Below are 25,024 nucleotides of genomic sequence, written 5' to 3' on the forward strand. Positions count from 1 at the left end.
TTACAAGCTCTAATTCAAGGTCGCTTTATACATTCGGGCTTCGTCCCAGGTAAATTTACCACTGTTTTTCTCCATTAGCGTATTGAGTGATTCCTCATTATATCCTTGGAAAGCTTGTGCTAATGTCTGTATTTTATCCTCGGGTAAAACCTCCGCAATAGACACGGCTTTGGTTTGTATCAGTTGGACAAAATGTGAGTAAATAGTTTGTTTTGTCAGCACTCTGATGGTGGCAATATCTGCAATTGAATTCTTTTCTACCCACAATTCGTAGGTTTCCTGAACGGTCGATTTTTTGGGTGCTTTCTTGGTCGCTTTTTTAGAAGTATAGCGCTGCAAGTCGGCTTCGTCCTCAATCAACGTGACATTTGCTTTCTTAAACTGGTTCTGAATCGCTTCGGTTTTTCTACTGATGTATTTTTTGATTTCGTCAGAGGTTAGTTTTTCCTTCGAAATGGTTTCACCGGCAACAACGGTTTCTATCAAAAGTTTGGCTTTCATCAATCGCAAAACGGCTTTGGTCTGTAATTCTTCGAGCACAATCAGTTCGTCATAATACGCTTTGCTTTTCTTGACGCGCTTGACTTCTTCCAGTTTCCAGAGAATTTCAAAAACCAATTCGTCCATGGGTTTTAAAAAATAACCAAAAGCGGCTTGAATCCTTTCGGAAACATGGATTAAATCGACGGTTTCATTATTGAAAATTTTATTAAGCTGCCCCATGAATTTTTTGGATGGATCCAAAAGGGAATCGATGGCCTCCATTTGCTTTGTGGCCCAAAGTGCGTGTTTCGATTTGGCTGAACTTTCCGACTTGTCGCCATAACTATACTTGTGATTACGCCATTCCTGCGCTAAAACTGCCCAGTCAAAACTGTGCATCAGATAGTTATGAATGAAATTCTTAGTTTCAAAATGCAGCGAGTTCTTCAATAATTCTTCGGAAGCCTTATTTAAAGAGTAATCCATCACATCCTGGTCGTTAGAAATCCCGTTCATACGTAACGGAGATAGTAAAATAAGCCCTTCTAACGAGCGCAAACGAGATAATGCAACATAGGCTTGTCCCGGCATGAAAACCTGCGAAACATCGATCGCAGCTTTGTCAAAAGTCAAACCCTGGCTTTTATGCACCGTAATCGCCCAAGCCAATTTTATAGGATAGTGCACAAAAGTCCCTAAAACCTCCTCCTCTATTTCCTTTGTCGCAGGATCAATTTTATAACGAATGTTTTGCCATTCGTATTTTTCGACTTCTATGGTTTTGTCTTCTTCTGGAAAATGAACCAGAATTTCCTGGCTAGAAAGGGATTTTATAATTCCCATTTTTCCGTTGAAATAGTTTTTTTCGAAAGAAAGATCGTTTTTCACGAACATTACCTGTGCGCCAAGTTTTAGCTGCAGGCGTTCCTCTATCGGGAAAATCTTCTCTGGAAAATCACCTACGATATCCGGCTTGTAGGTAATCAACTCCCCTTTTAAATCCTCCAAAGCTTGTGCGTTCATAGCATCGGCCTTGTTATTGTGGGTCGTAAGCGTGATATAGCCTTTGTTGTTTTTTAAATCAAAATCAGGTTTAACGTACTTGTTCAGCGCCTGAACATCGGCCGCAGTAATCTGATTGTTCCGTAAATTATTCAAAACCGAGATGAACTCGGTATCCGTTTGACGGTATATTTTTGATAACTCAATGTACAATGGCGGACTTTGCTGTACGGCATGAGAATGGAAAAAGAATTTTCCTTTGTAGTAGTTGCGAAGCGTACGCCATTCCTCATCCCTAATTACCGGTGGTAATTGCAATAAATCACCAATAAACAATACTTGAACCCCACCAAAAGGAGTTGCATTCTTGCGCACCGTTTGCATCATGTAATCCATGGCATCGAGTAAATCAGCGCGTAGCATACTCACTTCATCAATCACCAACAATTCCATATTACGAATCACCGATTTCTTCAATCCGCTCATTTTAAAATGGCGACGCAAAGTATCCTTAGATTCAAATTTTACGGTATCTGTAAACTGAGAATCAACACCAAACGCTGGAATAAAGCCACCAAACGGCAACTGAAACATGGAGTGAATCGTAACACCACCTGCGTTCAAAGCGGCAATACCCGTCGGCGCCACGACTACCGTATTCTTATGAGTAGTGGCAATGATTTCCTTTAAAAGCGTAGTTTTTCCCGTACCTGCTTTTCCGGTTAGAAAAACAGACCGTTGGGTTTGGTTGATGAATTGTAAGGTATAAGCAGCGGCTTCAGAAACGGTTTGCATTGGGCGTATAAATTAAAAAAACGATTTGATAACACAAAAGTAAGCTATTTCTAAGAGTATAATAACGACAATGTGAATAAGTAAATAATCAAAAAAAGCCTCCATTCTAATAAAAGAATGGAGGCTTTTGAATTTTATAAAAACAGAAGTTTATTTCTTTTCTTCTTTTTTATCTTCTACTTTTTCTTCTGTTTTAACAGCAGACTTGTATTTGTCGTTTAATGCTTTTACGATATCTTTTGTAATGTCGTATTTATCTTCAGCATATAAAACTGATGCTGCATCTCCCGTACCATAGATATAAGAATATCCTTTTTCTTTACCATATGCTTTGATGAACTTTTTCACTCCGCTTACTAAAGTGTCCATTTCTGCACCACTTTCTTGTTGCAATTGTTGAGATAAAGCTTGTTGAGCATAACTCAATTGTTGCTCTCTTTTTTGTAATTCAGCACCTTTTTGTTGTGCCCATGCTTGACCGTTTGCTTGTGCTTGACTTTGAAAATTAGCAGCATCTTCTTTGAAACGTTTAATCTCCGCATCTAGCTGTCTTCCTTTTTCTTCAGACTGCGCTTTATATTTCGCTTCAAGATCTTTCGCTTCAGTATATTCTTTCATTAATACCGAAGTATCTACGTAAGCTGTTTTTACTTCTTTAACATCTGCGGTTTTGTTGCAAGCAACAACTGAAATAGAAATTGCGATAATTAATAATACTTTTTTCATTTTGGTTTGTTTGGAATTTATGTGTTTATAGCAAAAATATAAAAAATTAGAGAGTATCCTAAAAAACTTTAAAAATTGGCAAAAATTTATACTATCAGATTTTATTATTAAAAAGGTCGAGTTTATAACTTATTCTTATAAAAACTGACTTTAACAGCGCTTAAATAAGCTGCAAAATCAAAATAAGCATTAACAACACCCATAAAACAAGAAATCATAGCTTAAATTGATCTTAAATTCGATTTAGTTGTTTTTTAGAACGTAAATATGGGATGAATATTCGAAATTTTGTTTGGCTTTAATATTCGATTGCAATCCAACAAAAAAGGCTTTAACAAAATTCATTTTTCCGTTTTTGTATTTTTCAGATAACAGACTCACATAAAAAGAGTCAAATTTCATAGGTAGTACTTTTTCTAATTGAATGTCTTCTTTTTCGAAAAGCATTTTTATAGCTTTTTTCGAAAAGTGCCAGAAATGAATTGGCACATCATAAGCTGCCCAAAACGTTCCATAATGTTTTGCATCAAAAGATTTAAAATTTGGAACCGCAACAATTAAAGTTCCCGAAGATTTTAGCAATCGCTTTAATTCTTTTATTTGGTTATCTAAATTAGGAACGTGTTCTAAAACATGCCACATTGTAATAACATCAAAAGAATGACTTTCTAATCCCGAAGTGTCTTCGACAAAAGAAACTGCTTTTTTCAAAGCAATCGCTCTAGCTTTATCACTTGGCTCCACTCCTACTGTTTCCCAACCATTTTCTTTGGCTACTGCCAAAAAATCTCCAGTTCCGGCGCCAATGTCTAAAATTCTACCTTTTTGAGGTTGTTGTGAATTAATCAGCTCCAACTTGTTTTTTAAAGCTATGCCTTTTATAAAATGGTATGCCTTTTCAAATAACGATCGCTTACCGTCTGTATGCGAAATGTAATCTTCACTTTCATAATACTTACCCAAGTTGTCTAAACTGGGCTGCGGATATGTAATTAACATGTCCGTTGTTTCATCGTGGTACAAGTCAAATGTTTCTTTAGAAACAGAATGATCTTTTACAGTGAGGAAATGCTTTTTATTTGAAATGTCCATTTATAGTTATCAGTCATCCGTTTTCAGTCATCCGTTTAAATATGAAGATTGAAAATCAAATATTAAATTATTATTATTTTAAAACTCAAGCTCCTTAGTAATAACAGGGCTTTCAGCCGTAGTTTCACGTGGAACATATGATTTGAGAATGAAGATTAACGATTTTTAATTGCAGATTTAAAAAAGATCTTAAATCAAAAATCGTTAATCTGAAATCAAATATCTTATCTTCCCATGTAAATCAACAATACCGAAACATCACTTGGAGAAACTCCGCTAATTCTCGATGCCTGCGAAATAGTTACTGGTCGAATTTTACCAAGCTTTTGTCTCGCTTCAATCGACATTGATTTTATTTTATCGTAATCAAAATCTTCTGGGATTTTCACATCTTCTAAACGAGTCAGCTTATCAGCGTTGTTTCTTTCCTTGTCAATATAACCAGAATACTTTACCTGGATTTCGGCTTGCTCTAGAATTTCCTGATCTAAATCATTCTCTTCAATATAGGTTTTCACTTTATCAAACTTCATGATATCGTCCATATCAATTTGCGGACGAGAGAAAACTTTAAACAATTTATCACCCTGAGTGATTAGTGCAGTATCTTTTGATTCTAATATTGGATTTGCTTCTGCAACACTAACACTAGTTTCTCTAAAAAACGAAACCATTTTCTCCGACTCTTTCAATTTATGTTCCATTCGACGCAAACGCTTTTCAGAAGCTAAACCTATCTCATGCGACATAGGCGTTAATCTAAAATCGGCATTATCCTGACGCAATAGAGTTCTGTACTCCGCTCTTGAAGTAAACATACGGTAAGGCTCTTCAGTTCCTTTGGTAATTAAATCATCAATCAACACTCCAATATACGCTTCATCTCTTTTCAAAATTAACGGCGCTTTTTCGTGCACTTTTAAATGCGCATTAATTCCAGCCATCAAACCTTGAGATGCTGCTTCTTCATAACCCGTAGTTCCATTAATCTGTCCAGCAAAATATAAACCCTCAACCAACTTCGTTTCTAAAGTATGTTTCAATTGCGTTGGCGGAAAATAATCATACTCGATTGCATATCCTGCACGAAGGAATTTCACTTTCTCAAAACCAGCAACAGATTGCATCGCCTTATACTGAATATCCGCAGGAAGCGAAGTAGAAAATCCGTTTACATAAACCTCACAAGTTTTCCATCCTTCTGGTTCAATAAACAATTGGTGTCTTTCTTTATCAGCAAAACGATTTATCTTATCTTCAATCGACGGACAATATCTTGGTCCTAGACTTTTTATTCTTCCGTTAAACATTGGAGAACGATCAAAACCTTCTCTCAAAATATCATGCACTTCTAACGAAGTATAAGTCATATGACAAGATCTTTGATGAATCAAAGGCGTAGTTACATCAGAATAAGAAAACTTATCTGGCTTAGCATCTCCTTTTTCTTCATTCATTTTCGAATAATCTAAAGAACGTCCATCCACTCTTGGAGGTGTTCCTGTTTTCATTCGACCCGCTTCAAAGCCAGCATTAATTAAATCCTCAGTAATTCCATGAGAAGCACTTTCGCCCGCTCTACCTCCACCGAAATTTTTATCACCTATATGAATGATTCCATTCAAGAAAGTTCCATTAGTTAATACTACCGACTTCGCTTTTATTTCGATTCCGAGTGCCGTGGTGATTCCTTTAATTATTCCGTTTTCAATCAACAAACCTTTTACCATCTCTTGATAAAAATCAAGATTAGGAGTTCCTTCTAGCATCATTCTCCACTCCTCAGCAAATCGCATACGATCACTTTGAACACGTGGCGACCACATTGCAGGACCTTTAGATTTGTTCAACATCTTAAATTGGATTGCTGTATTGTCAGAAACAATTCCAGAATACCCACCAAGCGCATCAATCTCACGCACGATCTGTCCTTTGGCAATTCCACCCATAGCGGGATTGCAAGACATCTGCGCAATGTTTTGCAGACTCATGGTAACCAACAGCGTTTTTGATCCCAGATTCGCAGCCGCAGCCGCAGCCTCAGAACCAGCATGTCCAGCACCCACAACAATTACATCATATTCTTCTTGAAACATCTTATTATATGAATTTGTCCCGATATTCGGGGTGAGATTCCAACATCAAAAGCGTTTCTGTTTTTGAAATCTCAATTTATTTTATCGCTTCCTGCGCCACAACTCTTATCTGATTAAAGAATCATTCAAAGTTGTTCCACGTGAAACATTTTCAAACCGCCATGCCAAAAACTAATTTATTTCTACTTTGTTCCACGTGAAACAAAATCTAAATTAGTATAATTAGCAAACTATTGTTCCACGTGGAACAGCGCTAATTTTTCATTTTCTTTAGAGCGCATTAGCAACTCATCTTTATCACCTTTATCCTTGTATCCACAATAATGTAGAACACCATGAACCATCACTCTTCTCAACTCTTCGTCAAAAGGGACATTAAAATCAGTAGCGTTGTCCTGAACACGTTCCACAGAAATAAATATATCTCCACTAATTTCGTTTCCCATAGTGTAATCAAAACTGATAACATCTGTTAGTGTGTCATGGTTTAAATACTCTAGATTAATTTTATGTAGGTATTCGTCGTCACAAAAGATGTAGTTGATTTCTCCTTCTTTCTTTCCCTCAGACAAAATAACTGCAGAAAGCCAGTTTGCAACAGCCTCTTCATTGTCTAGGTTGTATTCGTTTTCGTAATTAAAATCGATCATTTTCTATTAAAATATTCTTGAACCTTGCGGTTAAAATTCGAGCGCAAAGGTAACGATTGTCTATCTAATATCTCTATGCTATTTAAATAATCTAACAATGCGTCAGGCAACGGTTTAGATTCATTATTAAACTCTCTTTTATTGCTCTCTGATTGTCGCTTCTTTTCCTCCCCTTGTTGTTGAACAGCTGTATTCAATTTTAACAATTCCTGCTTTACATTCAATATCTTTTGTAGCGTTTCGTTCTTAAAACCTTTGTTTAATAATTGCTTTTCTATTTCTTTCATTTGTTCCAAAGCGCTCTTGCCATTACCCCCAAGTCCTTGCTTATTCAATTCGTTTTCTAATGCTTCACGAAGCTGTTTCTGCTCTTTGTAAATTTCTAATAACGCTTGCGCATCTCCTTCTCCCATACCTCCGTCTTGTGGACCTTCTTTACCTTTCTTAGAACCTTCACCAGATTTCCCTTCTTTTCCATCACCAGGCTTCTGCCCTTTCTCCATTCCCTCTTTCATTTTCTCGCCAAGTCCATCTTGCTTTTTAATAATATCTGGCAACTGCATTCCCTGTCCACTTCCTGGTTTTGGTTTTCCAGCACCCATACCAGATAAGGACATTTGCATATTATTCAAAATATCACTCAAGAAATCACCTAGCTTATTAGCGGATGAAACCGCATACTGCTGGTGCGATAATCCTTTTGGTATTTGCGCATCTGCTAAACTGACTAAGGACTTGTCAATATTGTAATGCACATTCCCGATCTCTTTCGTAATATCCTCAGCAATTTTTGGGTTCCGTAATGACATTGCAAACAAGCTATCATCGACGTGCTTAAATTGTAATTTTAAATCTTGTTGTAATTTAATGTTTTTATTGAAGGCTGGAGAACCACCCTTCAATCCTCTAAATTGCACCATCACATATTCCTGTGACAATGAATAAGCTAATAGATTATCCAATATCTGACGTAACATTTTTACATCTTCTTCCATCTGCTCCTTAGCACTTCCATCTAAACTTTGTGTCATTTTCTTAGACATCGACTTCATTTTATCAGCAGCTTTCTTCTGACTCGGTTTCGCCTTTGCTTTATTATCTTTCTGAAGTTCATCAGTCGCTTTCTTTAAATCCTCAGCGATACTTTTTTCTATAGCAGAATCATCAGGTAAATCTACCGGTGATTTCAATTCAGCATTATCTTTCTCCAAGTCTTTCAATTCATCCTGAATATTCTTAAATTCTGAATTAATATGTTTTTGTTTATCCGCAGAATTTTCCTTTTCATTCTCTGACAATTTATTTTGTTTATCTGCGAGCTTATCTAATTTGTCTCCCAATTGTTCCGCCTTTTTTTCTACATAATACTTCTTGGTCAGTTCCACCAACTGCTCCAAATTCTTTACCTGGTTTTTACTATTCTGCTTAAATTGATCTAGTTTATTAAGTAACTCTTCGTTCTTTATTTTGTCATTTAACTCCTTTAACTCGTCCAACAACTTCTGATTTTTTTCCAAATCTTGATCTGCTTTATATAAGCGTTTTTTCAATTCTTCCTTCAATTCGTCTTTTGGAACCGTTTTCAACTCATCCAAATTATCCTTCATCTTCTTTGCAAATTCCTTCATCATCTCATCCTGCTTCTTCTGCTGCTGAATAAAATCTTTTACATTTTGCTGATCGTTAAATTCAAATTGCTCCTTCTCTTTCCCTGTCTTTTGTAATTTATCAATTTCAGTTAATTGCTTGTCTTGATTTTTTAAGGACTTTTGAAGGCTATTGATGTTGTCATTCTGCTGTTGCAGCAGCTCGCTTTTTTTCTCCTCATCGGTACCAATTCGATTAGAAAACACAGAAGATTTCGAACTTTTAAAACCATGTAATGCATCATTATCAAAAACCTCAAAATAATACTCATAAGAAACTCCTTGTTCAACAGCTAGTCCACCCGGAAAAGAAAATAAAAACTGTTCATATCCGGAAGTCTTTACCGGTATAGTTCCACGTTTACCAGCGTCTGGTTTGCTCTTAGGGTAATACACAACATGTAATCTAGACAATCCATAATCATCTGTCATTTGTCCTAAAACAAAGCTTTTATCTACCTTTAAACTGTCTGGAGCATAGTTTGCATTAATGGTAGGGAACTGATCTTTAATCACCGTAAGCTGATAATTAAGTTTTTCATAGTCTTTTACCCGTTTATTAGAGGTAATGATTTGGTAATCTGAGCTTTGAATAATGTTTTTGGACAATGAAAACATATTTTCGTTCTTTTGAAACGAAAAACGCATAGTTTCTTCCGTCCAAAATATATTTTCGGTAGCCAAAGAATTAATTTTCCACGTCACTTTAGTCCCTTCAGGTATTACAGCGTTCCCCGTTCCTTTAACTACTTCTGCTTTTTTATTTAAATACGACGGGTAATTCAATTGCATCTCAAAATTAGAAATCGTTGGAACAGCAACCACTATCAACTTATACTCTTCTGAAGAAATAGCATTACCCTCCACGTGAAACATTACATCCTTCATTGGTTTAGCAATCTTGAATTGAAACTCACCTGGTTTACTATTCTCCATAAAATAACTTTCTCCATCTATGAAAATCATAGCGTTTTCTGGAGCTACTTTTCCTTGTGTTTTAATTTTTAGCAAGAAATCTTTGTTCTGCTCACTTTGCAAACTGCTATTGAGCACAACAAATTTAAAAGGAGCAGGCGGTAAAAAGCTATCATTAAAATGAACTACACGATTTAAACTCTGAGAAATCACAGCACTATTACCAGACAAATAAAAGAATAGAAAAAACAAAATAGGAACTATTGCAAACGGCAAATACCTTTTATTAGATTTAAAATTTATGGCATTGCCAAAAGGAACTGGCTGCAAAGAATTTGCTTTTTGATCGATAGAAGCCAAAAGTAATTCAGAAGAATGCTCCATCTTATCGGAATTCGCTAGTTGGAGAAAATTAGTCAACGTATCATTGACATCAGCAAAGTGATTTCCTATAATTTTTGAAGCCTGGTCATAATCAATCCCTTTTTGGAATTTAAACAATTTAAAAATTGGAAATAAAATGAAACGAAATAACAGCACCACTTCTACAACAATAAAAGTCCAAAACAAAATAGACCTTCCCATTGGCTTGAGCCAAAGAAAATATTCCACGAAAAGCGTGAACAGAAAATACAATAATCCTAAACCGATGAAGAGTACAATTCCCCTGATCAATTCATTAGTATAATACTTCCTGATAAATACTTCTAACTTTTGATAAATACTATTTGAAGCTTCCATTTGTTTCATATAACCAATAAAAGTAATAATTTATATGAATAAAGAAATGTTAAAAAAGTATCAATGTCAAAAATGTTAAAATTATGTCGTTTTCAAATTCTGCAGTTCAACGATTGAAATCGTATCTTTGCATCAAAATTTATAAAAATGTCGAAGCAAGTTCGTGTGCGTTTTGCACCTAGTCCAACAGGACCTTTACATATTGGCGGAGTACGTACTGCCCTATTCAATTATTTGTTTGCCAAGAAAAATAATGGTGTTTTCTTTCTACGAATCGAAGATACTGATCAAAATCGTTTTGTTCCAGGTGCCGAAGCGTATATCATGGAAGCATTAGAATGGTTAGGAATTTCTCCTGATGAAACGATAGGGAAAAATGAAAAATTTGGTCCTTACCGTCAAAGCGAAAGAAAGCCTTTATATAGAGAATACGCTGATAAATTAATAAACTCTGGTTGGGCTTATTATGCTTTTGATTCTGCTGAAGCATTAGATGCAGCAAGAAAAGAACAAGAAGCACAAGGGAATACCTTCATTTACAATCATACTAATCGAGAATTACTAGATACTTCGCTGGTAATTTCTGCTGAAGAAACTGCTGAAAGAATCGCTAATGGTGATGCTTATGTGATCCGTTTTAAAACTCCAGTTGGTGAAACCTTGCATTTACAAGATATTGTTCGTGGTGATGTGAAATTTGAAACCAGCTTACTGGATGATAAAGTACTGTTTAAAAGTGACGGAATGCCAACCTATCATTTAGCAAATATTGTGGATGATCATTTAATGGAAACTTCGCATGTTATACGTGGAGAAGAATGGCTACCGTCTATGCCGTTACACGTTTTATTATACAGAGCTTTTGGTTGGGATGCACCTGAATTTGCACACCTACCCTTGATTTTGAAACCGGTTGGAAACGGAAAACTATCTAAGCGTGACGGAGATAAATTAGGATTCCCAGTATTCCCATTAGAATGGAAAACGGAAGAAGGAATTTCATCAGGTTACAGAGAAAAAGGATTTTTCCCAGAAGCAGTTGTTAACTTCTTAGCCTTACTGGGTTGGAATGATGGAACAGACAAAGAAATATATAATTTAGACGAATTAGTAGCAGCTTTCGATTTGAACAGAGTTCACAAAGCAGGCGCTAAATTTGATCCGGAAAAAAACAAATGGTTTAACCACCAATATTTAATCAAGCAAAAAGACGAAGATTTGGCGAAAGCCTTCACTCCTATTGTCACTGAAAAAGGTATTTCTACTTCTGAAGATAAACTGATAAAAATCGTAAGTCTAATAAAAGAACGAGCTAATTTCGTTTCAGAATTTTGGGATTTGAGTGATTTCTTTTTTGTTGCTCCAACAACCTATGATGAAAAAGCATCAAAAAACTGGAAAGCAGAAACACCAGCATTAATGCAAGAATTGATTTCTGTGCTTAAAGAAATAACTGATTTCACTTCTGTCAACATCGAAACTATCGTGAAAGATTGGATGACGACAAACGAAATAGGAATGGGTAAAGTAATGCAACCTTTCCGTTTGAGTTTGGTTGGTGCTTTAAAAGGTCCTCACCTATTTGATATCGTAGAACTCATTGGAAAAGAAGAAACAATTAGCAGAATTCAAAAAGCTATAACTACTTTATAAAAACAGAAAAGCCTCCATAAATTCGGAGGCTTTTCTGTTTTTAAATTAATCGAAAGCAATAAATAATTATTTACGCTTTAAAGAAAGTTACTTTATAATATTCTTCATTATCTGATTCTATTAACCAAGTTCCTTCATTACCTAATATCGTATTAAAATATAATTTATTTTTATTATTGATGCTTTTCAAATAATCCGCTACTTTCTTGTTCTTATCAATAGCAATTAAACCATCCAAATCAAATAATTTTTTCTTATAATCCTTGTTTTCATAAAAAGAAAAAAGAAAAAGTCTCACATCACCACTCATTGTATAAATTCTGTCTTTTTCGTAAGAAATCTTTCCTTTACTAACAATATTACCCGTTTTTTTATCTAAATAGCAGTAGTGAAAATACTTGTTTGTAAACGCACCACCCGTTTGCATACATAATTCGTTATCACTAAATGAAAGCGAACTGAACACTTTTACCAAATGAATTTTTTTGTTAAAATCATCTTTATCTTCAATTCTATTTATTGATTCCCATAACTTATTTCCGTCCTTGTCAAATTTAAAAATATAATAACCCATAGGAGAATTATCATCATTAAGTTTCTTCGGTTTATCGGCAAACAAGCCATAAACATAAACATCTTTAGTTACGTTATCCTCTATAAAATCATTAATCCCAATATCAGTTAAAAATAACTCTGTTTCATTCTTAAAACCAGTCAATTTTTCATTTATCCGGGCGACTTTATTAGCAGAATACGCTAAATACTCCTTAGGTAAAGAAATATCAATCTTTTGTTCACCCACATTTTTTCCCTCCATACTATAAAAAGTACGATATAAAATAGAGGATTTGTAATCTTTTGAGATGGACTTAGTAACAATCTCGAATTTGTCATTGTCAATAATATTTGCTGTATAACCCAAATACTCTTCTACATTAATAAAACCCTTTCCTACTAACCTACTAATATCTGGTTTAACTATGGGAATAATCCTTTTCTCTTTAGAAAAAATATCTAAAGTCTCTAAATAGAACTCATCTTTCTCGAAAATGACTTTGTTCTTTCCTTTTTCATCAACAATATCCAACTCGTACTTATCATTAAAAAAAGCACGACCAAAACTTGAATTAACGTTATATTTATTTGAAATCCAAAAATTACGATCTACATCTGAATAACTTATAAATGGTGTTTGCTTACCATTTACATAATAATTGTATTTTTTAGCACCAGCAGCCCGCGTAAATTCATCAACTTTAAATGTGTTTTCGGTAACTGAAAAATAAGCTTGAGGAATTTCAAATTGATCAGCAACTATTTCAATTTTTCCATTACTATCATAGCTAGTAATATTATTTATCCTTCTATTAGTAGACATGGAAACATAACTACCCTTTTCAATCACAATCTTACCGCTTTTTGGTAGATAATGATAACGCATTGGGGTTTTGTCTTTTTCGAATCTTTCCTCGACAATAGTTGTTTGAGCATTGACAAAAAGACTCGAAAGCATTAAAAAATAAAAAAATGGCTTCTTCATAAATAGATTCAGTTTTAAAGTTAAAAATAAAAATCCCTCAAATGTAAATCATTAGAGGGATTTTAAATTATTTTACCATACTCTTTTAATAAAATTATTCTTATAAATTTAACTTATAAATATAAAATCACATTTCCATTAAGTATTCCGGGATTACCGTTAAAATTAACCCCCAACTGCTTCGTATTAAGATTATCAAGCATGTTATTGATTCCATATTGATAGGAAACATTAAATCTAAAATGACGCACTCCAGCCGTAATACCAACCGTTGGATAGAAATTGAATTTAGAGATATCAACAATGTCCTTTGCTAACAAAGCGGTCCCATTAATCGTATTATTCTCCTCTTCATAATCAATTTTAAATTTCCCATTCACTTGTACAACTGGTCCAAACTCCACACTCAAAATATTTTCGACAAGAATATAACTCAACTGTAGCGATATCTGAGCCGAAGCCAGTTTATAATTAACATCTACATTTTGAACATTGAGTTTCCTAGTAGCCACTGAAAAATTATTTTCACTAAACTGCAGTGCGTAGACCATATCCCAATTATCATAAAAATTACCTCTTACAGATAAACCAGCATTCCACCCTAAATCCGGCTTTGTTTGAAAATTATCAGTATTCATAGTAAGCTGATTTGCTCCAAACGAGATCCCTATTCTATTAGAATCCCGATAACCATATTGTGCAAAAACAGTACATGCAACCAAAATCAAAACTGATGTAAAATAGAGCTTTTTCATATTCTTGAATTAAACGTTCACAAACCTAAAGATTTTTTGTAATTTAACACTTATTTTTAATCTAAATTATACATCTTATGAACATTACATTAATTATCCTACTAGTTATTGGATTATTTATTCTACTGTCTTCTTTCTTCACCGTGAAGCAGCAAACTTCTGTTATAATCGAACGATTCGGTAAATTTCACAGCGTTAGACAATCAGGACTCCATTTGAAAATTCCACTAATTGACAGAGTTGCAGGACGTGTAAATCTTAAAATCCAACAATTAGATGTAATTATCGAAACTAAAACTAAAGACAATGTCTTTGTCAAACTTAAAGTTTCAGTTCAATTTATGGTGGTCAAAGAAACGGTTTACGATGCCTTTTATAAATTAGAATACGCGCATGACCAAATTACTTCCTACGTATTTGATGTAGTTCGTGCCGAAGTTCCAAAATTAAAATTAGATGATGTTTTTGAAAGAAAAGATGATATCGCCATTGCCGTAAAAAGAGAATTAAACGAAGCGATGACCACCTACGGATATACAATTATCAACACATTAGTAACTGATATTGACCCGGATATTCAAGTAAAGAATGCCATGAATAGAATTAATGCTGCTGATAGAGAGAAAACAGTAGCTGAATTTGAAGCGGAAGCATCTAGAATTAGAATTGTTGCAAAAGCAAAGGCTGAAGCAGAAAGTAAACGTCTACAAGGACAAGGTATTGCAGATCAAAGAAGAGAGATTGCTAGAGGATTAGTAGAAAGTGTTGATGTTCTGAATAGAGTTGGAATTAACTCTCAAGAAGCTTCTGCATTGATTGTGGTTACACAACATTACGATACTTTACAAGCTATTGGCGCTGATACTAATTCTAATTTAATTTTATTACCAAATTCACCACAAGCAGGTAGTGACATGTTAAACAATATGGTGGCAAGCTTCTCTGCTAGTAATATGGTCGGTGAATCCATGAAAAAAGGAAATAGAAAAGCAAAAACAAAAACGGAACCTATCATTCCAATAGAAGTTCAAGACGAAGAGGATTCTGAAACAGAAGAATAATACTTCATATTATTATAACAAAAAAGAGGCCTAACAGCCTCTTTTTTTATCTATTATCCATTTGATTACAAATGGTACTGCAATGTTTAATATGGTGCCATAAGAGCCATTAAAGCCTGTTTTAAAGGAACCCAACAAATTGTTAACTAAATGTTTAGGTGTAATGCTTTCCTTAGTTTTATGATAGCCCAGAATAATTTTTTGATAGCTAATTTCTTTTTCAATCTTTAAAATCTCCAGTTCTCTATCAATTTGATCATACGATGAATATTTTTTAGTTCCCATAGTTTAGTTTAGTCGTTAAAAAATATTTCTGAAAATTTCTCTAATAGAGGTCCTTCCACTACCTTATCTCTAACCAAAAATAATAATCCTGTCGCAAGAAGATAAATCACTCCCACTATCAGAAAACCATAAGGAAAACTATCCAAATAATTTCCAATTGCAAATGCAAGGGCTAAAGAAAGAAATAACAAAACCATACTAAAACCCAACAATATCAAAGAAAACTTTAAAATCGTTGTCGTAGATTTCATTGCCATTTTAAAAGTCCGCAATTTATAATAGGCTAGATTATTTTCTATATACGCTTGCGTCTGTTCTTGAATTTCTTCAACATTCTCTTTTATTTCTTCAAATGCCATACATTAATTATTTATTTTCAAATTTAAAGCTTATTAATTATTTTTGAAGTTTTGAGTTTTTCTCTTTTAGCTCAGCTAATTTACTTTCAAGGAAACTAATTACATCTTCTGTTTTATGACTCATACTTGAAAGTAAATCATCATAGCTTCCTTCAAAATCAAATTTCGTACTAGTGAACTTTGTTTTTACTTCTTCAGAAAGTTCTTCATACTTTTTTTGTAAATCCTTTTGAGCATCTTTATAACTGTCTTTAATTTTTACTCTTGTTTTTGAACCTTTATCCGGAGCAAATAAAATTCCAACACCAGCTCCAATAGCTGCACCAGTTAAAATTGCTAAAATCGTATTTCCTGTATTCTTTGACATAATTTTTTATATTTAATTAGTAATAATATAAAGATACAAATTTTATTAACATTTACATGTTAATAAGCAATAAAAGTAATTAAAAACTTATATAAAGGATACTAATCAATGAAAACAGTATAAGTTATACTATTTAATATATAAAACTTAAAAATAGCTTAATCAAGCGATATGGAAGTCGTTTTTAATATATAAAAACAATTAAATACTAATATTTGATAGTTTTTTACAATAATAAAAAAACGCCCATTAAAGGCGTTTTTGTATTGTTAAAATCTATTGTATAAGAAAAATAGATTAGAGCTTTAGGTTATTTAATAAATCAGAAACTTTTTCGTTTTTCTCTGTATTTTTCAATTCTGCAAGTTGATTTGTAAATTCATCAAAATTAGCAGCATCCGTACTTAAATTCTGAATTGCTAAAATTCTAACGGCAGCCAATTGACTTTTTAAAGACATCGTGTATAATTTTGTCAAAACCTCTTTTTCAATATCTTTAGGCTGTACTTTATCAGAGTGCAGTAAAACTAAATTGGCAAACAATAAAGAATTATTGTCATTCTTAACATTTTTAGCAACCGTCTGGTTTATCAGACTAAAATTATCGATACTTAGTATGTTTGAAACGATATTTTCCAACATCAAATCAGCATTTGAAAGGTCTTTTTCTTTAACATATTTATTGATTTCCTTTTGTGTATTCATCAATAAATTAGCTTCCTTCTTGCCTTTTTCTTCCCAAGCATCTTTGAGTCCAACTGTTTTATTAAAAACCAATTTTCCTTCGGTACTGTCTTTATCTGTATTGAAATAACCCAAACGTTGGAACTGAAATTTATCTCCAGCGGTGCTAGAAGCTAAACCTGGTTCTACAAAACCTTTCACTATTTCAAGAGAATTAGTGTTCATAAATTCCAAAAAGTTCTTCTCTTTATGACTGTCTGGCGCTTCATCAATAAACAAACGATCGTACAAACGAACTTCAGCTTCAATAGCATGTTTTATGGAAACCCAATGCAAGGTACCAGCTACTTTTCGTTGAGAAGCTTCACTCCCACTACCGCTTCGGCTATCTTCATCATAAGTAACATGAATTTCAGTAATAGTACCTTCACTGTCTTTTACAACACTTTCACCTTTAATGATATATGCATTTTTAAGACGAACTTCATTCCCGATACTTAAACGGAAAAACTTAGCCGGGGCTTCTTCAAGAAAATCTTCTCTTTCTATGTATAATTCACGAGAAAAAGGCAATTTTCTAAAACCTGCAGTATCATCTTCCTGGTTATTTTCAGCATCTAATGACTCTTCTTTATCTTCAGGATAATTAGTAATCACTAATTTTACTGGGTCTAAAACTGCCATTACACGAGGCGCAGTTTTATTCAAATCTTCACGAAGACAAAATTCTAAGAGCGATACGTCAATCACATTCTCACGCTTTGCAACACCTATGATATCACAAAATTTACGGATAGAAGCAGCAGTATACCCTCTTCTTCTTAAACCAGAAATAGTAGGCATTCTTGGATCATCCCACCCATTAACAATATTTTCCTGCACCAATTGCAATAACTTTCGCTTACTCATTACAGTGTAATTAAGGTTCAAGCGAGCGAATTCATATTGATGTGGTCTTACCTTATTTTTATCATAAATTTGGTCCAAAAACCAATCGTATAACTCGCGGTGCATCACAAATTCTAATGTACAGATTGAATGCGAAATTTGCTCCACATAATCACTTTCGCCATGAGCGTAATCATACATAGGATAAATTTTCCAATCGTTCCCAGTTCTATGATGATGACGGTGTAAAACACGATACATCAAAGGATCACGCATCAACATATTTGTCGATGACATATCTATTTTAGCACGTAAAACATGGCTTCCTTCTGGATAATCGCCATTTTTCATCGCTTCAAACAAAGTTAAATTTTCTTCTATTGATCGGTTTCTATAAGGACCGTCTACTCCAGGTTGAGTGGGTGTTCCTTTTTGAATCGCCATATCTTCAGAAGACTGACTATCTACATAAGCTTTATTGTTTTTAATCATTTCAACAGCCCAATCGTATAGCTGCTGAAAATAATCAGAAGAATACCGTTCTTCAGTCCAATTAAAACCCAACCACAATAAATCTTCTTTTATGGCATCAACATATTCCTGCTCTTCTTTGGCTGGATTAGTATCGTCAAAACGTAGATTAACTGGGGCATTGTACTTTAATCCCAAACCAAAATTCAAACAAATTGATTTAGCATGACCAATATGCAAATAGCCATTTGGTTCCGGTGGAAAACGAAAACGAAGTTGCTCCTTTGGAAAACCATTTGTTAAGCTTTCTTCTATAATCTGTTCTATAAAATGAAGTGATTTTTCTTCTGTAGACATAATGTTGTATTAAAAAAGCAAAGTTATCAAAATTGTTGGTTAAATAGCGAATACGGGATTTGCTTATTTCTTTTTAAGCCAATAAATTTTAAATAATTCGTACTTTTATAAAAAAATAAACAAACTAATTAAAGACTATACTCAAAATGGGAACTATTAAATTAAAAAATATACGCACCTACTCCTATCATGGTTGCCTAATCGAAGAAGGAAAAATAGGTTCTGATTACTCGATTGACCTGGAAATAAAAACTGACTTAAGAAAATCTTGCCAGTCAGATGACTTGAATGATACCGTAGATTATGTGTTACTGAATAAAATCGTGGTCGAAGAAATGGAAATCCGTTCCCATTTACTAGAACATGTGGCACAAAGAATAATTACACGCGTGTTTGGTGAAATTCCCGAAGTTTCTAGAATACTATTGGCTGTTTCTAAATTAAATCCTCCTATTGGTGGTGATGTTGAAGCAGTTACTGTTGAATTAGAAAAATACAGAAGCTAAACCGATTGCAAATACCGCAAATGTAAACGCATTTTAAAAGCATAAAATAATTATTTTTTAAAACTTTTAAACTTTAAACTTTTAAACTCTAAACTTTTTAAGTACTTTTGCCATCCATTCAACAAATGGCGTCGTGGCCGAGTGGCTAGGCTGGGCTCTGCAAAAGCTCCTACTGCGGTTCGAATCCGCACGATGCCTCTAAAACCTTCAAGGAAACTTGGAGGTTTTTTTTATGTTTAATACTCTCAAACTTGTCATTTCGACGTAGGAGAAAAATCCTCTAGTACTTCCACAAAGTAGGTTTATACTAATTATCAATATAAAATAATCTAATAACAAAACACATTATACTTCCATAAACTTCCCCGCTTAGTTTATCAAGCTGAAAGCGTCTCTATATACGTGAGCAGCTTTACTGAGATGCTTTCACCGTGATAAATAGTAGGAATGATTGTTGACTATAAGACATAAAAAAACCGCTCCAATAGAGCGGTTTAAATATAAAAGGAGAAAATTTACTATTCTTTCTCTATTTTTTGAAATGCATTTTTTACCATTTCTTTTTCTTTTGGAAACCAACCTTGTGTTATCAAAACCATTCCAAAAACCATTAGAACAATACTGATTCCCTTTTTAATTTTAAGGATATTAGTTGGAGTCATTTTTGTTTTTAACTGTTTAGCTAAAAGTATTTTAATACAATCTACCAATAAATAAGTGATGATTACTGCAGCAAAAAAAGTCACCATTCTGGAAGTTTGCATATCTAATTTTGGACCCACCGAAATGATTATCGCTAACCAAAAACCCAATACTCCAATATTAATAATATTCAAGAAAAATCCTTTAATAAAAAGACTAAAATAATCTTTTCTTATGATTTCGTTATCAATTTTTTTAGTGTCGATCTTCTTTTCCTTCCGCAAACTTATAAAAGAAATAATACCATAGGCTAACATCAACATCCCTCCAAAAATAAAGAGAGCTGGTTTGTCTTTTAAAGATTGAATTAACCTGTAACTCCCTAGGTACGCAATACCAATAAATACGATATCTCCTAAAATAACACCTAAATCAAAAACTATTGCAGCTCTAAAACCCTTTATAATACTTGTTTCAAGTAAAATAAAAAATACGGGACCAATCATAAAACTTAGGAAAATTCCCCAAGGAATTCCGGATAAAATATCGTTTACCATTAAAATTTATAACTATAAATTATTTTTTTTCTACGATGGTTCCACCAAACAATGTTTCTTTATTGATTTGTTTTGGACTTCCATAAATGTAAATCGAGCCTCCTGCTTTAACTTTAGCATCAACAAGACTACTAGCATGTATTTCTGCATTTCCTCCCGCAGAAACGTTTATTGAGGTTTGTGAGGTATGTAATTCTTTAGATTGTAAATTTCCACCAGACATAATAACTACATCTTGATTTAAAGCTTTACCAGATAATTCTATAATTCCACCAGTAACTGCTTTTACATTTACTTTTTCAACATCTAAATCAATATTGATTTGTGCCCCTTCTTTTGCACTTAAATCCATAATTGTTTGTTTAAACCTAGTATCGCATGAAACAAAAGAACCTTCGCTTGCGGTGATACTTTCAATGTTTCTAAAATACAATTTAATAGTAATATCATCTCCGGATAATAATTTAGGAAATGGCATTCTTATTTTTAATTCTCCATTTTTATTAACAAACTCCACTTCACTTTCCCTATTACCGGTAATTTCTGCTTTATTTTCTGAAGATGGAATTAGTTCAACTTTAAGTTTATCAAATACTTTGATATCACTAAAATCACCTAAATTTTTTGTAACCTGACCACAACTCATTTGGGCAACAATAACAAATGCTACAATCAATAATCTTTTCATTTTCTTTTATTTTATTAGTTCTTCAATACGTCTTAAAAAATTAAAATCAAGTTGTTTTTTAACTAGATCCGCATTTTTAACCTTAACGTAAATTTCGTCCCCTAATTGTAATAATTTATGTGAACTTGCTCCTACAAGTGCATATTGTTTCTCATCGAAAGAATAATAATCATCTTTTATATCTCGAATTCGAACCATACCTTCACATTTATTTTCAATGATTTCGACAAAAATTCCCCATTCAGTAACTCCAGAAATAACTCCCAAAAATTCTTGATCTTTATGATCCTGCATGTATTTCACCTGCATGTATTTGATAGAGTCTCTTTCTGCTTGGGTAGCTAATCCTTCCATTGTAGAAGAATGTAAACATTTTGCTTCATAAGTATCTTCATCTACGGACTTTCCTCCGTCTAGATAAAACTGTAGCAAACGGTGTACCATAACGTCAGGATAACGACGAATAGGCGATGTAAAATGAGAATAATAATCGAAAGCTAATCCGTAATGACCTATGTTATCAGTAGAATATTTTGCTTTACTCATCGTTCTGATGGTTAAAGTATCTACTAAATTCTGTTCTTTGGTTCCTACAACCTCACTTAATAAACTATTCAACGATTTTGAAATATCATCTTTACTTCTTAAATCAATTTTATAACCAAATTTTGCGATAACCGTTTGTAATGCAATTAATTTATCTGCATTAGGCTCATCGTGAATTCTATAGATAAAAGTTTTCTTTTGTTTTCCAATGAATTCTGCTACTTTTTTATTGGCCAAAAGCATAAACTCTTCAATCAAATGATTCGCATCTTTTGATACTTTAAAGTAAACGCCTTCCGGTTCTCCTTCTTCATTTAAGTTGAATTTTACTTCTACTTTATCGAAAGAAATTGCTCCGTCGTTCATTCTTTTTCTTCGGAAAATCTTAGCTAATTCATCCATTTTTAAAGTAGCAGCAACAATTTCATCCGAAACAACATAAGAACTTCCTGTAATGGAAATTTCTTCTGGTATTGTATTGTCCTTAGTTTCTATGATATATTGAGCTTCTTCATATGCAAAACGTTGATCAGAATAAATTACTGTTCTTCCAAACCATTGATCAACTACTTCACATTTATCTGTAATTTCAAAAATAGCCGAAAAAGTATATTTTTCTTCATTTGGACGCAATGAACACGCAAAATTAGAAAGTACTTCTGGCAACATAGGGACTACCCTATCCACTAAATAAACAGAAGTAGCTCGTTGATAAGCTTCATCATCAAGAATAGTTCCTTCTTCAAGATAATAAGAAACATCAGCAATGTGAATTCCTATTTCATAATTTCCATTTTCTAATTTTTTAAATGATAAGGCATCATCAAAATCTTTAGCATCTTTTGGATCAATCGTAAAAGTCAAAGTATCACGCATATCTCTACGATTAGCGATTTCACTTTCAGTTATCGATGTATCTATCTTTTGTGCATAAGTCTCTACTTCTATTGGAAATTCAGACGGTAAACCGTATTCAGCTAAAATAGCGTGAATCTCGGTATCGTGTTCTCCTGGTTTTCCTAATACTTTAATCACCGCTCCAAAAGGACTATCCGCCCTTGAAGGCCAATCTTCAATATGAACTAATACCACATCTCCTTGCTCTGCCTCTCCTATTTTATCTTTTGGAATAAAAATATCCGTATACATTTTTGGATTAGCCGTCGAGACAAAAGAAAAATTCTTTTGAATATCAATAACTCCTACGAAGTCTGTTTTATGTCTTTCAATTACTTCAATGACCTCACCTTCAGGTCTTTTTCCTTTTCTTCGGTTGTAAACATATACTTTGACAATATCTTTATCTAAGGCATGGTTTAAATTATTAGTTGGAATAAATACATCCTCCTCTAATTCAGCACAAACAAAATAGGCTGTTTTTCTACCTGTCATGTCAATCTTACCTTCGTAATACTCTTTGCTTTCTGCTTTAATCAAATATTTTCCTGGCTCTGACTCTATAATTTTATTTTGGCTTGCCAATATCTTTAAATCCTTTATAATTTGGTTTCTACTTTGTGTATCGTCAAGTTCTAGCTTTGCTCCTATTTGTTTATAATTGAATGCTTTATTAGCACTTTGCGATAATATTTTTATAATTTGTTCAGAGAAATCTTTCTCTTTCTTTACCGGCTTTCTTATTCTTTTACTCATAAATCTTTTCTTAAAAGTCGAAAATTACGAAATAGTATGCAGTTATAAGAAAATAGCAGGCAGTTTTAAAGAAAATATAACTTTACATAATAGTTGTATCTTTATGAAAACAATAAAAATGGAAGCATTTATAACCATCGCTATTTTTGATTACATCCATGAAATAGAAATTCTAAAACATCGATTGGATCAGGAAGGTTTGCAGTATTATTTTCAGAATGAATTGATGTCATCAATTGTTCCCATGTACTCAACTGCTCTTGGAGGAATCAAACTTAAAATTCATCCTAATGACTTTGCAAGCGTAAAAGCAATTTTACAAGAAATGAAGTACGATAACAATTTAAAAATTGTTTAATTTTTCTTTAAAGTTGTCAACACATATATAATACAATAAAAAAAAAAATTAATTTAAATTATTTATTAATGGGTATTATAGCTTGTTAATAGTGGCTATAAATATCTAAGAAAAAGTATTGAAACCAAGTTGTAGAACTTTATTCGGAGTTATTAACAATACTATATTTACTTAAATATCTAGTTTTAAAGAGTTTTTATATTTTAATTAACAATGGTTGATAAACTAAAATCATTTGAATTTGTAAATAAGTATTTTTTAAAATTTTGTTAATAAAGTACTTTTTTATATTGATAACTATTCTAAAAATTCACCAAAGTAAATTTGGATTTCTAATGTGGGTTTTTGATTACTTATTTTTTTAATACTACAGAAAAATAGTTCTAATATTCTATCTCAAGTTATCAACAATTAATATTAACTTAAAGTTAACTGAATATCAAGCGATTGCATTTTACTATTAACAATGGATATTTTTAACAAAATAAATTCAAATTATTTATTGATTATCAATGTTTTATGAAATAATGATAATTATTGATAACTACTAAACTTACTCGTAATCTGTGTGTTACAGTGCAGTAAAATAAGGCTGCTAGCGCCGTTGTTCTTTTTTAACAAATAAAGAATTCCATACTTTAATTATACAAAATTGTTTTGGTAAATTTGCAGTACACAACTTAATAGAAATAAAATGAAAATAGCAATTGGAAATGACCATGCTGGTCCAGAATATAAAAAAGCCATTGTAGATATGCTTAAAGCAAAAGGATATGAGGTAACTAATTATGGAACGGATTCAAATGATAGTGTAGATTATCCAGATTTTGGGCACGCTGTTGCAAAAGATGTAGCTGAAGGAAAAGTTGATTTTGGAATTGTTATTTGCGGAAGCGGTAATGGAATTGCCATGAGTGCAAATAAACACCTGAAAGTACGTGCTGCTTTATGTTGGATGAAAGAGATTGCGGCTTTAGCCCGTCAGCATAATGATGCTAATATTATTAGTATTCCAGCTCGTTACACATCTATTCCACAAGCAGTAGAAATGGTAAATACTTTTTTAAATACTGAATTTGAAGGAGGAAGACACCAAACCAGAGTAGATAAAATTGCGTGTTGCTAATTTTTGAAATCGAGGTGCTTCGCACCAAATAATTATATCTAGCCTATTTATTTTTAAATGAATAGGCTATTTTATTTGGATTTTAATCCAAAATAATAGTAGGCATAAAGAAGTACTATTTGGATTACTACAATAACCCAAAACTTCAATAGATAAGTTCTTTTAGAAGTTTTATGTCTAAACAGTAACATAGCAATTCCAGCGCCTACAGTACCTCCAAAAGCTACAAAGCTTAAAAGTGTTTTTTCTGGTATTCTTCTTTTTTGAGCTTTTGCTAAATATTTATCATAAGCCGTCACTAAAAATCCAAGAGTATTTATTATCAAAAAACAGTAGAATAAAATAATCATTTAACTCAATTTAAGTTTCAAAGATATTATTT

21 protein-coding genes and 1 tRNA gene are annotated in these 25,024 nt (G+C 33.0%); 6 read left to right on the forward strand and 16 right to left on the reverse strand.

The features are described from left to right. Nucleotides 1-9: 9 nt before the first annotated feature. From BLV35_RS04820 to BLV35_RS04845, 6 genes are all read right to left on the reverse strand, one after another. Complete coding sequence (locus BLV35_RS04820) at nt 10-2,280, reverse strand: helix-turn-helix domain-containing protein (RefSeq protein ID WP_091085540.1); 2,271 nt, start codon at nt 2,278-2,280, stop codon at nt 10-12. Nucleotides 2,281-2,430: 150 nt separating this feature from the next. Further along, entirely contained in the window at nt 2,431-3,006 is a 576-nt protein-coding gene (locus BLV35_RS04825; protein ID WP_091085543.1) for an OmpH/Skp family outer membrane protein, read from the reverse strand. Nucleotides 3,007-3,249: 243 nt separating this feature from the next. Next, on the reverse strand, nt 3,250-4,098 hold the full coding sequence (locus tag BLV35_RS04830; protein WP_091085544.1) for a class I SAM-dependent methyltransferase: 849 nt from the start codon (nt 4,096-4,098) through the stop codon (nt 3,250-3,252). 224 nt (nt 4,099-4,322) lie between these two features. Next, nucleotides 4,323-6,194 (reverse strand): tRNA uridine-5-carboxymethylaminomethyl(34) synthesis enzyme MnmG, encoded by a 1,872-nt coding sequence (gene mnmG, locus BLV35_RS04835; protein ID WP_091085548.1) that lies wholly within the window; start codon nt 6,192-6,194, stop codon nt 4,323-4,325. 230 nt (nt 6,195-6,424) lie between these two features. Further along, the gene (gene ybeY, locus BLV35_RS04840; protein ID WP_091085552.1) at nt 6,425-6,844 is read right to left on the reverse strand and encodes an rRNA maturation RNase YbeY; all 420 of its coding nucleotides are present in this window, start codon (nt 6,842-6,844) and stop codon (nt 6,425-6,427) included. Next, on the reverse strand, nt 6,841-10,146 hold the full coding sequence (locus BLV35_RS04845) for a DUF4175 family protein (RefSeq protein ID WP_176980577.1): 3,306 nt from the start codon (nt 10,144-10,146) through the stop codon (nt 6,841-6,843). The genes ybeY and BLV35_RS04845 overlap by 4 nt, the downstream gene beginning before the upstream one ends. Before the next feature lie 147 nt (nt 10,147-10,293). On the opposite strand from BLV35_RS04845, the gene gltX reads away from it, so the two are divergent. Beyond that, nucleotides 10,294-11,799 carry a glutamate--tRNA ligase gene (gene gltX, locus BLV35_RS04850; RefSeq protein WP_091085555.1) on the forward strand — a complete coding sequence of 502 codons (1,506 nt, stop codon included), beginning with the start codon at nt 10,294-10,296 and terminating at the stop codon, nt 11,797-11,799. Nucleotides 11,800-11,869: 70 nt separating this feature from the next. Here gltX and BLV35_RS04855 read toward each other — a convergent pair whose 3' ends face one another. Then, the gene (locus BLV35_RS04855; RefSeq protein ID WP_091085558.1) at nt 11,870-13,339 is read right to left on the reverse strand and encodes a hypothetical protein; all 1,470 of its coding nucleotides are present in this window, start codon (nt 13,337-13,339) and stop codon (nt 11,870-11,872) included. Nucleotides 13,340-13,452: 113 nt separating this feature from the next. Beyond that, entirely contained in the window at nt 13,453-14,094 is a 642-nt protein-coding gene (locus BLV35_RS04860; protein ID WP_091085560.1) for an outer membrane beta-barrel protein, read from the reverse strand. Nucleotides 14,095-14,171: 77 nt separating this feature from the next. On the opposite strand from BLV35_RS04860, the gene BLV35_RS04865 reads away from it, so the two are divergent. Then, a complete protein-coding gene (locus BLV35_RS04865) occupies nt 14,172-15,155 on the forward strand; it encodes an SPFH domain-containing protein (protein ID WP_091085563.1) in 984 nt (327 codons plus the stop codon). Between the two features lie 30 nt (nt 15,156-15,185). On the opposite strand, the gene BLV35_RS04870 is transcribed toward BLV35_RS04865, so the two are convergent. From BLV35_RS04870 to BLV35_RS04885, 4 genes are all read right to left on the reverse strand, one after another. Beyond that, complete coding sequence (locus BLV35_RS04870; protein WP_091085567.1) at nt 15,186-15,440, reverse strand: DUF6327 family protein; 255 nt, start codon at nt 15,438-15,440, stop codon at nt 15,186-15,188. An 8-nt stretch (nt 15,441-15,448) separates the two neighbouring features. After that, the gene (locus tag BLV35_RS04875) at nt 15,449-15,799 is read right to left on the reverse strand and encodes a competence protein (protein ID WP_091085570.1); all 351 of its coding nucleotides are present in this window, start codon (nt 15,797-15,799) and stop codon (nt 15,449-15,451) included. A gap of 37 nt (nt 15,800-15,836) precedes the next feature. After that, nucleotides 15,837-16,166, reverse strand: a complete 330-nt coding sequence (locus tag BLV35_RS04880; RefSeq protein WP_091085572.1) for a YtxH domain-containing protein — start codon at nt 16,164-16,166, stop codon at nt 15,837-15,839. Between the two features lie 297 nt (nt 16,167-16,463). Continuing rightward, a complete protein-coding gene (locus BLV35_RS04885; RefSeq protein ID WP_091085575.1) occupies nt 16,464-18,566 on the reverse strand; it encodes a glutamine--tRNA ligase/YqeY domain fusion protein in 2,103 nt (700 codons plus the stop codon). A 146-nt stretch (nt 18,567-18,712) separates the two neighbouring features. Between BLV35_RS04885 and folB the strand changes: the two genes are divergently transcribed. Both folB and BLV35_RS19250 read left to right on the forward strand, forming a co-directional pair. Then, nucleotides 18,713-19,072: a dihydroneopterin aldolase gene (folB, locus tag BLV35_RS04890; RefSeq protein ID WP_091085578.1), complete on the forward strand. Its 360-nt coding sequence runs from the start codon at nt 18,713-18,715 to the stop codon at nt 19,070-19,072. Nucleotides 19,073-19,199: 127 nt separating this feature from the next. Further along, nucleotides 19,200-19,270, forward strand: a tRNA-Cys gene (locus BLV35_RS19250). Between the two features lie 320 nt (nt 19,271-19,590). Here BLV35_RS19250 and BLV35_RS04895 read toward each other — a convergent pair. The 3 genes from BLV35_RS04895 to rnr are packed head-to-tail and all read right to left on the reverse strand — an operon-like array spanning nt 19,591 to nt 23,158. Next, complete coding sequence (locus BLV35_RS04895) at nt 19,591-20,271, reverse strand: LysE family translocator (RefSeq protein ID WP_091085581.1); 681 nt, start codon at nt 20,269-20,271, stop codon at nt 19,591-19,593. 19 nt (nt 20,272-20,290) lie between these two features. Continuing rightward, entirely contained in the window at nt 20,291-20,959 is a 669-nt protein-coding gene (locus BLV35_RS04900; RefSeq protein WP_091085584.1) for a head GIN domain-containing protein, read from the reverse strand. A 6-nt stretch (nt 20,960-20,965) separates the two neighbouring features. Next, on the reverse strand, nt 20,966-23,158 hold the full coding sequence (gene rnr / locus BLV35_RS04905; RefSeq protein ID WP_091085589.1) for a ribonuclease R: 2,193 nt from the start codon (nt 23,156-23,158) through the stop codon (nt 20,966-20,968). Between the two features lie 103 nt (nt 23,159-23,261). On the opposite strand from rnr, the gene BLV35_RS04910 reads away from it, so the two are divergent. Together BLV35_RS04910 and rpiB are read left to right on the forward strand one after the other, a co-directional pair. Further along, nucleotides 23,262-23,516 carry a DUF2007 domain-containing protein gene (locus BLV35_RS04910; RefSeq protein ID WP_245712011.1) on the forward strand — a complete coding sequence of 85 codons (255 nt, stop codon included), beginning with the start codon at nt 23,262-23,264 and terminating at the stop codon, nt 23,514-23,516. Between the two features lie 694 nt (nt 23,517-24,210). Continuing rightward, a complete protein-coding gene (gene rpiB, locus BLV35_RS04915; RefSeq protein ID WP_091085592.1) occupies nt 24,211-24,642 on the forward strand; it encodes a ribose 5-phosphate isomerase B in 432 nt (143 codons plus the stop codon). Between the two features lie 71 nt (nt 24,643-24,713). Here the strand turns inward: rpiB and BLV35_RS04920 are convergent, their stop codons facing one another. After that, nucleotides 24,714-24,992 carry a DUF1294 domain-containing protein gene (locus BLV35_RS04920; protein ID WP_091085594.1) on the reverse strand — a complete coding sequence of 93 codons (279 nt, stop codon included), beginning with the start codon at nt 24,990-24,992 and terminating at the stop codon, nt 24,714-24,716. Nucleotides 24,993-25,024 lie beyond the last annotated feature (32 nt).

Source organism: Flavobacterium gillisiae, from assembly GCF_900107635.1.
Taxonomy (GTDB): Bacteria; Bacteroidota; Bacteroidia; order Flavobacteriales; family Flavobacteriaceae; genus Flavobacterium; species Flavobacterium gillisiae.

Bases quoted from the DNA above. Each gene is read 5' to 3' on its own strand.
- BLV35_RS04820 (WP_091085540.1), bottom strand. From the start codon at position 2,280: ATGCAAACCGTTTCTGAAGCCGCTGCTTATACCTTACAATTCATCAAC.
- BLV35_RS04825 (WP_091085543.1), bottom strand. From the start codon at position 3,006: ATGAAAAAAGTATTATTAATTATCGCAATTTCTATTTCAGTTGTTGCT.
- BLV35_RS04830 (WP_091085544.1), bottom strand. From the start codon at position 4,098: ATGGACATTTCAAATAAAAAGCATTTCCTCACTGTAAAAGATCATTCT.
- mnmG (WP_091085548.1), bottom strand. From the start codon at position 6,194: ATGTTTCAAGAAGAATATGATGTAATTGTTGTGGGTGCTGGACATGCT.
- ybeY (WP_091085552.1), bottom strand. From the start codon at position 6,844: ATGATCGATTTTAATTACGAAAACGAATACAACCTAGACAATGAAGAG.
- BLV35_RS04845 (WP_176980577.1), bottom strand. From the start codon at position 10,146: ATGGAAGCTTCAAATAGTATTTATCAAAAGTTAGAAGTATTTATCAGG.
- gltX (WP_091085555.1), top strand. From the start codon at position 10,294: ATGTCGAAGCAAGTTCGTGTGCGTTTTGCACCTAGTCCAACAGGACCT.
- BLV35_RS04855 (WP_091085558.1), bottom strand. From the start codon at position 13,339: ATGAAGAAGCCATTTTTTTATTTTTTAATGCTTTCGAGTCTTTTTGTC.
- BLV35_RS04860 (WP_091085560.1), bottom strand. From the start codon at position 14,094: ATGAAAAAGCTCTATTTTACATCAGTTTTGATTTTGGTTGCATGTACT.
- BLV35_RS04865 (WP_091085563.1), top strand. From the start codon at position 14,172: ATGAACATTACATTAATTATCCTACTAGTTATTGGATTATTTATTCTA.
- BLV35_RS04870 (WP_091085567.1), bottom strand. From the start codon at position 15,440: ATGGGAACTAAAAAATATTCATCGTATGATCAAATTGATAGAGAACTG.
- BLV35_RS04875 (WP_091085570.1), bottom strand. From the start codon at position 15,799: ATGGCATTTGAAGAAATAAAAGAGAATGTTGAAGAAATTCAAGAACAG.
- BLV35_RS04880 (WP_091085572.1), bottom strand. From the start codon at position 16,166: ATGTCAAAGAATACAGGAAATACGATTTTAGCAATTTTAACTGGTGCA.
- BLV35_RS04885 (WP_091085575.1), bottom strand. From the start codon at position 18,566: ATGTCTACAGAAGAAAAATCACTTCATTTTATAGAACAGATTATAGAA.
- folB (WP_091085578.1), top strand. From the start codon at position 18,713: ATGGGAACTATTAAATTAAAAAATATACGCACCTACTCCTATCATGGT.
- BLV35_RS04895 (WP_091085581.1), bottom strand. From the start codon at position 20,271: ATGGTAAACGATATTTTATCCGGAATTCCTTGGGGAATTTTCCTAAGT.
- BLV35_RS04900 (WP_091085584.1), bottom strand. From the start codon at position 20,959: ATGAAAAGATTATTGATTGTAGCATTTGTTATTGTTGCCCAAATGAGT.
- rnr (WP_091085589.1), bottom strand. From the start codon at position 23,158: ATGAGTAAAAGAATAAGAAAGCCGGTAAAGAAAGAGAAAGATTTCTCT.
- BLV35_RS04910 (WP_245712011.1), top strand. From the start codon at position 23,262: ATGAAAACAATAAAAATGGAAGCATTTATAACCATCGCTATTTTTGAT.
- rpiB (WP_091085592.1), top strand. From the start codon at position 24,211: ATGAAAATAGCAATTGGAAATGACCATGCTGGTCCAGAATATAAAAAA.
- BLV35_RS04920 (WP_091085594.1), bottom strand. From the start codon at position 24,992: ATGATTATTTTATTCTACTGTTTTTTGATAATAAATACTCTTGGATTT.